Origin of the sequence: Alteromonas sp. IB21, assembly GCF_016405965.1 — a bacterium.
In the GTDB taxonomy this organism is placed as follows: domain Bacteria; phylum Pseudomonadota; class Gammaproteobacteria; order Enterobacterales; family Alteromonadaceae; genus Alteromonas.
Genome location: NZ_JAEFCD010000027.1, coordinates 13075 through 25381 on the forward strand (window position 1 = coordinate 13075; position 12307 = coordinate 25381).

Below are 12307 nucleotides of genomic sequence, written 5' to 3' on the forward strand. Positions count from 1 at the left end.
CAATACTTTGAGCGCTGAATTTAGTTTCCTTATAGTTAAGGCTTTTTAATTTTTATGGGTAAACCAGTCAATAAACGAGAAATTTTTCAATTACCATGACTTGAATAACAGCGGAACTATCTCCTCAGCCGTACATGGTTTCGCGTAAAAATAGCCTTGATGGAAAAAGCACGACTTAAGTTTCAATTCGTCTACCTGTGCTTTTGTTTCAACACCTTCGGCTATGCACGTCATCTTCAAATTACTGGCAAGTGTGATGGTGGTAGTCACCAATGCTTCGTTAGCGTTGCCAGGCGTCATTTCATTAACAAAGCTCTTGTCAATTTTTAGTACCGACAAAGGGTAGCGTTTTAAGTAACTAAGAGATGAATATCCAGTCCCAAAGTCATCTAGCGCTAATACAAAACCTTCGTTGACAAAACGCTGAATTTGCCTCAGCGCATTGTCGCTATCGTCCATCAATACGCCTTCTGTGATTTCAAAACGAAACGCTTCTTTTGGTAAACCAAACTCATTAAGCAGATTCAAAACGCCTGTCACATCGAACTCGGTTTTGAAATGCAAAGCCGACAGGTTAATTGAGACATATCCTTTAAAACCTTGTTTATACCATGCCGACAAGTCTTCAGCGGCTCTTCGCATCGCTCGCCGTGTGACTTCTATAATATATTTAAGTTCTTCTAGCACTGGAATGAATTGGTCTGGGTACAGAGGCTCATCGTCAAGCCTTCCCCGCAGCAATAGTTCTACGCCAGCAGTCGTGTTATTTCTGGCGTCAATGATGGGCTGATAGTGATTGAAGAAGCCGTCTTCTGAGAACGCGCGTTTTACCTTGTTTTCTAGCTGAAGCCGCATTTTTGCACGTTCATTCATATCGCTAGTGAAGTACGTAAATCCGCTAAGTGCATCTTTTTTAGCTGTATACATCGCAACATCCGCTTGCTTTATAAGCTCAGCAGGCTCAGAGGCATCCTCTGGATAAAACGCCACACCAATGCTGCAAGACACGCGGAGTACTTCTTCTGCTAATGAAATTGGTGTTTCGACTGACTCGATAATTTGCGCAACGAATGGGCTTAAATCGTCGTGGTTATTCACTTCTTCAATTACGATGACAAATTCATCACCACCTAGTCGTGCAACGGTACCTGACTCGGCCACAAGGTTTCTCATCCTATTTGCAACAATTCGTAATAGCTTGTCGCCATAATCGTGACCTAATGAATCGTTAATTCCCTTAAATCGATCTAAGTCTACAAACATCACAGCAACACGGTGAGCATTGTGACGCGCCAGCCCAATGGCGTGCTCTAACCTATCTAAGAGGAGTGGCCGGTTTACCAAGCCTGTCAGGCTATCATAGGTCGCAATTTTTAAGAGTTTGCGCTCCGCATTTTTTTGCTCTGTGATGTCCGATATAACAATAAGATAGTGATCGGCATCATTGGTTTCACCACTCACCGCGGTAATATCGATAAGAACATCGTAACGTTTGCCGTCGGCGCCATCGATCGTGGCTTCATCTTTCCAAAAATCACCGCCCTGCATTTCTGGCAGTTTTCCAGAAAGGTACCTGTTCAAATTGGGATAGCGCAAGTAAAGTCTCGCTAGCTGCTTGGGTAAGGGTTCCTTACTGTTAAATCCAAACACCTGCTCAAACGCCGGGTTCGCTGCAACAAGGCGCTTATCTTTATCAAAGATTAAAACCCAATCACGGGTTTGCCTAAATGCGTCACTGAATAATGTCACTTGTTGCTGGGCTTTTTGCAATCGAACTAACTGACGCTGACGCGAAAACAAATAAGCGATAAATAGACCAACAATAACTGAAGCGTATATCGTGTAAGCAAGCGGTGAGCGAAGTGGCGCGTAGGGCATAGAAAGGGTAACTTCGGCAGGTGTGACGTTGAAGTCAAAGCTTCCTGGTGTAGGTACAACAGAAAACACATAGTCGCCAGGCTTTATATTAGTGATAGTAACTTTTGCGTCTTCTGTAACCCCTTCTGTTACGGTTTGGTCTCCGTTACGCAATTTATAGTAATACTTCACCTTTCCGACACCAGACATGGTAAGCGCGGAAAAGTGGATCGTTAACCCATAGTCTTCATAGCCTAGGTTAAAATGATGTCCGTTTAAGTTCGTTAGTGGTTGAGGGAGTAGTCTGTTATCAACTGATACTTCCGTAATTGCGGTTTGTCTACTGAGCAAACTTCTTTTAGTTTCTAAATTTTCTAACTGTGACGGTGAAAATACGACTGCGCCGCTCGTTGAGCCGTAGACGAGCCGACCATCATTTAATTTAAGAGACGCCCCTTGATTGAATTCAGACACGCTCAATTCACGTCCGTAAATGAAATTCTTTATTTGACTCGTCGAAGGGTCATACCTATGCAAGCCTTTGTGAGAACTAAACCATATTTTCCCAGACTCATCTTTCTGAAGCCCATAAACAATATTGGAAAGTAAGATATTGCTGTCATTTAGATTGTAAAGCGGCTCAAAGGTGTCCGCATCTATCCCAATGAGGCCTACGCCGCTATAAGCAAGCCATAACACCCCCATATCATCAATCACCCAGGATCCAATTGAGCGGTCTCTGGCGCGCTGAAGCTCTGAGAACCGGTAAACAAGTTCATGACTAGAGGTTTTAGGGTCGATTAGCCAAAGGCCGCCCTCTGTCGCAAGAAATAGCCTGTTGTCATGATAGGGAGACTCACCTAGAAAACCGAATGAAAAGTTAATATCAAATACGCGGGGGTCGAGTTGTAAAGAGGAAATACGCTTTCGCTCAATGTCGTACTTTACAAAATCGGCGCTGCCAATAAAGTATAAATGACCATCGCTTGCTAGCGTTGCGCCTGGCGCATAGGCATCGAAAATAGAGGATTCTCCACCACTAACGATTTCCGGTCGCTGCGACTCGCCCGTTGCGGGGTCAAAGAGGCGAATGCCATCGTAGGTTTCAATTAAAAGCCTTCCGTCTGACAGTGGAATTATGCGATCGATAGCGCCCTCGCCCACAGACGCGAGCTCAGATTCTGAAAAAAGGTATTTGTTGAATTTTTTAGACGTTAAATCATAACGATTGAGCCCGTTTTCTGTCCCGAGCCAGAGTTCGTTAGGCTTTGTCTCTGCAAGGGCCCATATCACATGACTCGTAAGAACATCACCACTTCCCGTTCGCGTATTTTGTATCGAAAAAATATCCGCACTCTTGGTGCCAAAATAAAGCGCTCCAGCGTAAACTGAGCTAAGCCAGAGGTTTCCAGACTCGTCATCCGCGATGGCTGAAATCTTTTTATTTGATATTTCGGTAGACCCATTATGGGGCTCTAAAATATGTTCATACTGCCATCCGCTAGCGGTTTTACTTAACTCATAGAGCCCTCTATTGGTGCCCATCCAAAATTCGTCATCCTTGTGCTGCACCATGGTCCACACATTTCTATCGGATACAACTTGAGTAAACGCATCGTCTCTCTTGCCTTGTAACTGCGCTAAGAAACCTGCTTTCTCTGCAACAAAAACGCCCTGCACGGTGGTAATCCAGACTCTTTCTTGGTTATCTAACATCAAAAATTTAGCGTTAGCATTGTCAAGATTTCTCGGCGTGTCTCCCAAATAGTTGAGTTCGTTCAGTGATTGAGATGGGTTGTTAACATCCTTAGTGTAAACACCAGATGTCGTGGCAATGAGAAGTGTATCGTCTATGGTAATCGCAGCGCGAATACTTTGATTATTATCTAAAAACGGGTCGGGAAGCCGCGCTATTGTCTCAAGCGTCTTAGTCTGGGTATTGAATCTTTGCACTTCTTCCGCAAGCGCAATTATAAGTTGACTCTGGCTTTGCCAGTGAAAGGTTTCTGCGTGCTGAATAAAACCTTTTAGGTTGCGATAATCAGTAGGAACAATCTGCTCAATATTTTGCGTAGCCAAATCTAAGTAGAAAACGCCTCTACCATAAACGCTAAACCAGAGCGATTCTTTTCCTTGTAAAGCGAGCTTATAAATTGAGGCGTCCACCATGGAGTTGTTAGGGCCCTCTACTCGTTTTGCCCGCACGCCATCCCAGCGAACTAGGCCGCCTTCGGTGGCTATCCAAACAAACCCGTCCTCGTTGATGACGATGTCGTTTACAATGTCCTGAGGTAAACCGTTTTTTGTCGAAAGCGATTGAAAAACCGGGTTGGATAGTCGAGGTGACGCCACCGCTTGCCATCCCACAATAAAAAGAAACAGATAAATGAAACTTCGCATCGAATAAGAGTCGTTCGGTAAGATTTATTATTATTAACGCCAGTGTAACAGAATGTTTCGAGCATGGGCAGCGTCTGTTTACAGGTTTTTAAATCAACGCCATTAAGATATCACTTTGATTAGAAAGAACATTTATTTTCAAACTTAAATGAAAGGTTTTACCGCCACCTGCGATTAAGCACAATGTAAAAAACATAGAGCGATTAATCTTGCTGTACGGGAATACGACCTACTGGAACCACTTGACGCCTAATACTGGGCTGAGGTGCTAGTCTATATAAATCACCATTTTGGCCCACATAATGTTTTGAAACACCGCTGTTTTTCGCAATGTTGGCGTGAGCCGCAAGATGAAGATGTTCGCCATGAACGGGAATGGAAATTTTAGGTTTTACCCAGCGATACATAAGCTTGAGTTCTTCTTCACATGGGTGACCACTTGCATGAATAGGTAGGGGACTGTCTTCGCTATGGACGACAGTCACTCCTTTGGCTAGCAGTAATGTACTTAGCCGCTCAACGCTTTTCTCATTGCCAGGGATCACTATGGAAGAAAACAGCACCGTATCTCCCTTCTCGAGTTGAAGATGAGGATGATTATCTTTAGCTAACCTAGCAAGCGCTGTGTTCTTTTCGCCTTGGCTACCTGTAGCCACAGCAAGCACTTCATGAGGTGGTAAATAGCCTAGATGTTGTGCATCTGCAATTGGCAAATCATCAGGCCAGATTCCCTGTTGCTTCGCGATGCCGTACATGTTCAATAGAGAGCGTCCATAAAGCCCCATGTAGCGTTGCGTTTTTTTAGCTACTCTCGCTAATGAAATAAGCCGCGCGATATTGCTGCCGAAGCACCCAACAATCACTCTGCCTTTAAGAGGTGAAATCGTACTAAGTAATCCGTCATAACAATTTCGCTCGGAAATCGAAAAGCCGGGTTTGGGCGCGTTAGTAGAGTCGCCAACCAAAGCAAGGATATCTTCATTCCCTAACTGCTTGTAGAGGTTCACATCAAACGGTAAACCGGTTATTGGGTTGGCATCAATTTTCCAATCAGCTGTATGTAAAACCGTACCTACTGGCGTGGAAATTTTCAAAGCAAAAGGCTCAGGAAGTGAATGCGTAATGGCGAGCCAATTTACCGTAAATGGCCCAATTTGACGGATATCTCCCGCGTCAACCTCGATAATTGGAATCCGATTCGCCAATTTACTTCTAGCGAGCTTTCGTCTGAGTACTTCAGCTGTAAAAGAGGTGGTATAAATTGGCGTTTGAAATCTTTCCCATAGATAAGGGATTGCACCTATATGATCCTCATGCGCATGGGTAATGACAATACCTGCTAATGAATCCTTCCGACTTGCAATAAAAGTCGGATCGGGTGCAACAACCCTGTGAGTAGTGCCCTCTGTAATATTTTCCCCATTATTACCTTTGCGTTTGTAACTAGGGATTAACGGTTCGTCAAAGGAAACACCGCAATCTACCATTAGCCACTGCCCATTGTGGCCATAGAGATTGAGATTCATGCCAATCTCTCCGGTCCCTCCTAAGGGAACAAACCACAAATCGGCAGCTGTAGGTTGCAACAAGTTAAGACTACCTTTAATTAGAATTTAATGACCTAGCGCGGGGGATAACAAATACCAATGGTAAGGTTACTCGTGAAGTTCTGCGTTGAGTTGGTCAATGACTTCAGCCCACGCTGCATCTTCAATAATCGCGTCTTTCAGAAACGCAGATTGACTTTCGTTCCAATAAGGTGCTTCGTGAAGATGCTGACGCTTATTAAGTCCTCGGTGCGTTTCAAAAAATTCAGCGATTTCTTCATCTGAACTTCCCAAACCAAGTTGGCTAAACAGGCTATTCATTGTGGGTTGCTGAGTAAACATAATAACTCCTAGTATTTCTATAAGTTGTTTACCTACACATTCGCCCTTGAGATCACAGCTTACAAATACTCTGCAAAATCCTCAGGCGTGATGACCTCTCCTTCCTCTGCAGGAACAGGACACACGATGACCACAAGCTCGTCTTGGGTCATACCGGGTACCCACTTAGTTAAGAATTCTTGCGTGGTTAATTCCATCGCCTCACAGTGAGCCCAGTCCTCGGTCGCCCATAACAGCGCAAGCTCGGATTCAGGCCAAATTGGTACGCCATCTTCTTCATCCGTGGTCAGCATAACGCATCCATGCTCATCTTTAAGAATGAATAATCGTTGTTCGGCTTTTATAATCGCTAAGCTTGCGTCTAGACGCTGAGCAGCACTTTTTTCTAATAGCGGGTGTAGATTTGACATAATATTCTCGTTTATTTTGGGGCTATTGCACTATTTTATGAATGCAACATCATAGTCTCAGCAACGGTTAATACGCGGCCGATACGCTGTCTATTATTTCTGCTAGACCTACTCTTCTTACTTGTTTCATGCTGTGGACGTATACTTTCAGCGATACGTTTTCCAGTACTTCGATTTTCGTCAGCTTTACATTTTCAGGTAACTGGGTTCCAACATTCGTGGGTAATACAGCAACACCACCTTCGCTTTGAAGATTGTTTAGCGCTAAGTTCAAGGAGTTTGTTCTTAATTTAGCATCTCGTAATTGTGGGTAAGCCGTAAGTAGCCAGTCTCTTGCTTTGGCTCCCCAATCAATGGCAACAAAATCGGCCGCGTCTATCGTTTCCGCACCGTCTCCCACTCTATATAGAGCAAGTTCATGCTCGAGCAATACGGTGCTATTCACTTCTTCTGACTTTAACGGTTCGGTAGAAAACGACATATCGGTAACTCGCTCGTGCATTTGACGGGACAAGGTATCCAGGGTAAGCACCTCTGCCTTAACCGACCAATCTGGAAATGCGTTATGCAAATGACTTAACATTTGTGGCAACAATAGCTCACTAGCTAATTGCGTGGCGCCACATACAACGTATTCAGACGACTGAATTTGTAGTTCCTGCTTAGCCTCGTTTAACGTCGCGCACAGTTGTTTGGCATAAGGCAGAAGCTTCTCTCCAGACTGAGTAAGCTGAATGCTGTTTCTTTGCCTAATGAACAGCGTAGTGTGGAAATATTCTTCAAGGAGCTTTATACGTGCACTGACAGCAGATTGGGTGAGGTAAAGATTTTCTGCAGCTTTACCAAAGTGACGTGTTTTGGCCACCTCTATAAAGGTGGTAAGAAAGCGTATATCCATGCTTGTTGTACAACCGAATCAAAGTATGTCTAAGTTGACATAGATGATACGGCAAGTAAACACAAAAGCACAGAAGCGCACCGTTAGAAACGGTACGCTTAATCAAATTTTCACCAACGCGTAGAATTAATATTCTTCTTGGTGCAGACGACGCTGTTTATCACGACGTTGTAGGTCACGCTTTTGTTTCACTTTCACGCTGCTTTGACGCTTGGCGTTAGTTTTCTTTGCGTAAGAACCTTCGTCTTCTACCGAGTCCCATTCTTCACGCTGGTAACGATAGTCTTTGCTCATTGCTTTCTCTAAGTTGTTAACACACCTTAATTATTAACGTAAGCGTAAAAATGAAAAACGAAAATTTATCATCGTAGCGATAAGAAATTTTGATGATAAAACAGGGGAGTTTCTGAAAATATAATGTAGCGCAAGCCTCTGGATAGAGCGGTAGTCTCCGCATACCTAACAAGAAAAATATGAACGGCATTTATCATATTTTTCAATAATATATATCCAATGCGTAATATCGTAATAATGAACAGACGTTAATATTTTACTAAATTCATGTGAAATTTTTTTTGAGTTTTCATTCCGTTAAAAATTTTTTGTTGATAAGAAAAAAAACTTTTGTTTTATCTTACTTTTTAATTGTCATAAAAGAGCGCTGAACAGACTATTACGTTGGGTACATTATGAAAAGTTTAGCTATTAGACCATCAGCAAAACCTTACATTGACCGTTTGAAGTTTCCCTATGGATTTCGTAAGTCCGGTGATTTCAGCATTTCGGAAGCAGATCTTCTCACCACATACGGTAAAACCCTACTGGGACTTGAAAGTGGCGAACTTAAGCCAGAAAGTGACGATGAAGCGCATTTTGTTGATTTTATCGGTGGAAAGGTTGAAGCGAGCAACAATGTAGAGAAGGCGTGGGCAAAGTACGTCAAACTCGCCAGAGGCAAAAAACACTTTTATACATTGCACAGTAGCGCAAGTAACCAGTCGGATTATGACGATGACTATTCAGACGACGAATTCGACGTTGCGTAAATATTTCGACCTTGCCTCAATTTAACGATGAATACCAAAGCTCGCCATGGCGAGCTTTTTTGTTTGGCCTTGAAATGATCTCAATCAAGTTATGGAAAGAACAAAATTGAGAAACGTTAAGGATTGTCTACACTTAGACTATAGAGGAGCAAAATGCCCTAATTTGGTTGCATTGCTCTTACAAACCAGCCCAAGCAAAGGAGGCGCAACGATGGTTATTAGCTCGAAACAGCTTACTCACTTTTCTATTCATGCACTTGATGACAAAGTGGGCGGCATTCGCGACATCCTTTTTGATGACGAAACCTTCACCGTTCGCTATCTCGTTGCGGACACTAACACGTGGTTACCTCTAAGCCGAAAAGTAGTGATATCCCCTATTTCGGTAAAACAACTAGCCTGTGAAGATGAGACAGTTCATATCAACATGACTGTCGATACACTCAAGAATAGCCCTTCCATAGATGAGCACAAACCTGTTTCCCGGGAGTATGAAGAGAACCTTTTTAAGTATTTTGGCTACGGTTATTACTGGATAGGCCCAGGAGCTTGGGGCGAATTCGCCCATCCAGACGAATTGGTTGAACTGCAGCAGGCTGAGGAGTCCGATACCGTTCATCCTCAAAAAACGTCGAATCACTTACGCGCGGTGGGAGAAGTTGGCGGCTATGAAGTCGCTACAACATCTGACAATGTAGGTCATATCAGCAATTTTATTATTGATACGCGTAGTTGGAAAATTGTGATGCTGGTTGTTGATACGAACAACTGGCTGCCGGGTGGGAAGCATTTAGCGTTATTGCCTAGCGACATCAAAAACATCGATTGGGCAGCTCATCACGTTAGCGTGAGTCTCAGTCAAGACGAGCTAATGAATCGACCCGAAGTAGATGATGATAAAATCTCTGAAGAAGGCTACATATCAACACTATGCAACAGTCTTAATGGCGATACTTAAGGAAAGCCAAATGCCTTCCTCTTACAATGTCCGTTTTTAAACGGACATTGTTTTTACCGGTTTGCTGACAATGTCTTAACTCACTAGCAAAAAAACTCGTACATCAACGCGATCAAACGCTTAACCCGTTCATCTGCTAAACGATAAAAAATAGTTTGCCCATCTCTACGTGTGGCCACCATTTTTGACTCTCGCAGTAAAGCAAGATGTTGTGATATGACAGGCTGAGATACATCGACAACGTCTAGAAGCTCAGTGACCGACTTTTCTTCTTCCAACAAAGAGCAAAGCACCATAAGACGCGTTTTGTTCGCAAATTGTTTTAGAAAGATTTCGGCTTCTGCAGCATGTTCCATTATTTCATTTGAACTTATTACCATATCCTCGGACATAAGCACTCCCTTTTTAATAAAATACCCGCGTTAATTTACCCCTTTATTATACTAAAGTATAAGACAAATTGCTGATTAGCTATTTTATGCGATGAGTTTCAGTCAATACGCTTATTCTGCTATCCTAAAATACGAATATTAACGTTAACCTATAAAACTTGCGTTGTTCACCAGCCTATCTTTAAGGAAGCCAAATGCTCATTGACATTAAGACTCGCTTAGAAAATATCGACGTTAACGTTAGAACCGTTACGGCAGAACAGGCTTTTAATGAGTTAGAAAACAATGGGGGCACATTAATTGATGTTAGGGAAACCGCGGAGGTAAAAGATCAACCCGTTCGTTCTGCGTTACACATTCCCCGCGGCGTTCTCGAAATGAAGGCCATTGAGCAATTTAAAGATGCATCCACGCCCCTTTATATACACTGTGCCTCAGGCGTTCGCGCAAAGCTTGCAGCAGAACAACTAACTAAAATGGGTTACGAAAATATATCTGTCGTAACGTGTCCAGTGCCCACAATCAATCAAGCTAGTGATAAATGACTCGTTAATCCCTTATGTGATATAACAGCCCGAAATAGAGTAAAAGGCCTATACATGCTGAAATCCACATTAGAGCAGTGGCGAATGTTCAAAGCCGTTGTCGACGCAGGCGGTTTTAATCAGGCTGCCGTAGAAGTGCATAAAAGTCAGTCAAGTGTTCATCATGCTGTACAGAAATTAGAGAGCGCTATTGGGGTTAGGCTATTTGAAAATATTGGACGAAAAGTACAGCTCTCTCCACAAGGCGAGTTAATGTATCGTCGCGCTACTTTTTTACTGGATGAAGCACACAAGCTGGAGGCGGTAGCAAGCAGTCTTCAGGCTGGAACAGAAACCACATTACGCATCGCTGTGGATATTATATTTCCATCCGCACTGCTATATAACGTTCTTGGAAAAGTGTCCAACGAATATCCCTTGCTGCGTATAGAATTAGAGGAAACCGTACTAAGCGGCGCGAATTCCCTATTAAGCAGTGGGAGAGTAGATCTTGGCATATCGCCGTTCGTTCTTCCAAATGGTTTTAGTGAAGACCTTTGCGAGATTGAGTTTGTAGCCGTGGCTCACGCCCGCCATCCTTTACATCAGTTGGGAAGAACACTGACATTAGAGGATTTAAAAGCTCACCGCCAGATCGTGGTTCGGGATTCTTCTACAGAACGTAAAGCTGACGTTGGCTGGTTAGGAGCAGAGCAGCGATGGACTGTCAGTCACATAAGGACATCAGTAGATATCATTGCGCAGGGTCTAGGGTTTGCTTGGCTGCCTATTGCTATTATCAAAGACAAGCTCGAGGATGGTACATTAGTCCCCCTCCCGCTGGACAACAATGCTGCATTAAGAAAAGCTCTGCTTTACTTGTCTTTTGAAGATGGTGACACACTCGGCCCTGCGGCTCGCGCGTTCATAGGGGAATTGAGATATCAAACGATGAACCTACCGACCTCAGATCTGATTTTGGATAGTTGTGAAAATTAGACGTCTAGACTAACTCATTACAGCGCTAAGTTGTTCGAAACCCAATACAAAACCAAGCAGTGAAATAGACACGCTAATTAAAGCCACTGCCCCATCGTCCGTTCATGCCTATTACCATAATCAAAACGGCAAACGCGGGAATTAAGCCCATGAACGGGATCAGTTCCAATGGCATCATCACGGCACCGCACACCATGCAATTTAGCGCGATTAATGAGCGAAAAAGCGTCTGACGCACAAAGAAGCAGCGAGGAACTAAGAACCTGTCAATACGAACCGCGTAAGGTTTGACCTTGTCGACTATCTACCTAAGCTGATCAGCGTCGCATTTCAAGTCCATGACTTTAACTGGAAGCCATTGATGACGTTGACCGAGTAAAATTTGCAAAGAAATAAGTAAAATTGTCACACCTGCCACGGATGGCCCCCCTAGAACTGCACCTATAGATGTGCAGGCGATAAAAGAAGGCAAGGCAAGCATTGGACCAAAGCCTCACTTTTCTAAAACACGCCAAAAATGAGCGAGGTGAAAGACACTTTGTTGAGCGCTTGACTGCATTCTTCCAAGCAGCTCATATAACGTCATTGATCTTTCAGCTGTTTTTCCTAATATTTTCAAATCCTTTGATTCCACTTTACCTGTGAACTGGTATGCTATCTGACGAATTCCTCGCTGAAAATCTAATATAAAGCGCATTTTTGAGACAAAGCACTCCATATTGCGAACAATGATTAGGTATATGCTGTGCGAAAAATGTGCCATTGGATGCCTTACATCACTATTGCGCGCATAGGAATGTTTTTTGCAAATTTACTTTTTATGAAACGTTTTGCTTACAACAAAAATTAAAAATAAAGGAATCGCGTCAAACGCTACTATTCGACAAACGCTATTGAGTTTGAACGGGTCGTTACGTCTGCCTAGCCAACATTC

At 43.3% G+C, this 12307-nt stretch carries 11 protein-coding genes and 1 pseudogene; 4 read left to right on the forward strand and 8 right to left on the reverse strand.

Annotation, left to right across the window (positions count from 1 at the left end; translation table 11 throughout):
• Positions 1-90: 90 nt before the first annotated feature.
• The 6 genes from JC525_RS16130 to JC525_RS16155 all read right to left on the reverse strand — a co-directional run bounded on the left by JC525_RS16130 (position 91) and on the right by JC525_RS16155 (position 7748).
• Positions 91-4257, reverse strand: a complete 4167-nt coding sequence (locus JC525_RS16130) for an EAL domain-containing protein (RefSeq protein WP_198816751.1) — start codon at positions 4255-4257, stop codon at positions 91-93.
• A gap of 203 nt (positions 4258-4460) precedes the next feature.
• On the reverse strand, positions 4461-5846 hold the full coding sequence (locus JC525_RS16135) for a ribonuclease J (protein ID WP_198816752.1): 1386 nt from the start codon (positions 5844-5846) through the stop codon (positions 4461-4463).
• Between the two features lie 66 nt (positions 5847-5912).
• Positions 5913-6146, reverse strand: coding sequence for a DUF2789 domain-containing protein (locus JC525_RS16140; RefSeq protein WP_198816753.1), 234 nt, complete (start codon positions 6144-6146; stop codon positions 5913-5915).
• A 59-nt stretch (positions 6147-6205) separates the two neighbouring features.
• Positions 6206-6556, reverse strand: a complete 351-nt coding sequence (locus tag JC525_RS16145; RefSeq protein ID WP_198816754.1) for a DUF2750 domain-containing protein — start codon at positions 6554-6556, stop codon at positions 6206-6208.
• Positions 6557-6623: 67 nt separating this feature from the next.
• The gene (locus JC525_RS16150) at positions 6624-7454 is read right to left on the reverse strand and encodes a LysR family transcriptional regulator (protein ID WP_198816755.1); all 831 of its coding nucleotides are present in this window, start codon (positions 7452-7454) and stop codon (positions 6624-6626) included.
• 126 nt (positions 7455-7580) lie between these two features.
• Positions 7581-7748, reverse strand: a complete 168-nt coding sequence (locus JC525_RS16155) for a hypothetical protein (RefSeq protein ID WP_167390606.1) — start codon at positions 7746-7748, stop codon at positions 7581-7583.
• A gap of 395 nt (positions 7749-8143) precedes the next feature.
• Here JC525_RS16155 and maoP point away from each other — a divergent pair, with 395 nt between their 5' ends.
• Both maoP and JC525_RS16165 read left to right on the forward strand, forming a co-directional pair.
• Entirely contained in the window at positions 8144-8500 is a 357-nt protein-coding gene (gene maoP, locus JC525_RS16160; RefSeq protein WP_198816756.1) for a DUF413 domain-containing protein, read from the forward strand.
• 211 nt (positions 8501-8711) lie between these two features.
• Positions 8712-9458 (forward strand): PRC-barrel domain-containing protein, encoded by a 747-nt coding sequence (locus tag JC525_RS16165; RefSeq protein WP_198816757.1) that lies wholly within the window; start codon positions 8712-8714, stop codon positions 9456-9458.
• A gap of 83 nt (positions 9459-9541) precedes the next feature.
• Here JC525_RS16165 and JC525_RS16170 read toward each other — a convergent pair whose 3' ends face one another.
• Entirely contained in the window at positions 9542-9850 is a 309-nt protein-coding gene (locus tag JC525_RS16170; RefSeq protein ID WP_198816758.1) for an ArsR/SmtB family transcription factor, read from the reverse strand.
• Between the two features lie 194 nt (positions 9851-10044).
• Between JC525_RS16170 and JC525_RS16175 the strand changes: the two genes are divergently transcribed.
• A complete protein-coding gene (locus tag JC525_RS16175; protein WP_198816759.1) occupies positions 10045-10395 on the forward strand; it encodes a rhodanese-like domain-containing protein in 351 nt (116 codons plus the stop codon).
• Positions 10396-10449: 54 nt separating this feature from the next.
• Positions 10450-11373, forward strand: a complete 924-nt coding sequence (locus tag JC525_RS16180; protein WP_198816760.1) for a LysR family transcriptional regulator — start codon at positions 10450-10452, stop codon at positions 11371-11373.
• 73 nt (positions 11374-11446) lie between these two features.
• Here the strand turns inward: JC525_RS16180 and JC525_RS16185 are convergent.
• Positions 11447-11854 (reverse strand): annotated as a pseudogene (locus JC525_RS16185) (exopolysaccharide biosynthesis protein).
• Positions 11855-12307: the final 453 nt, after the last annotated feature.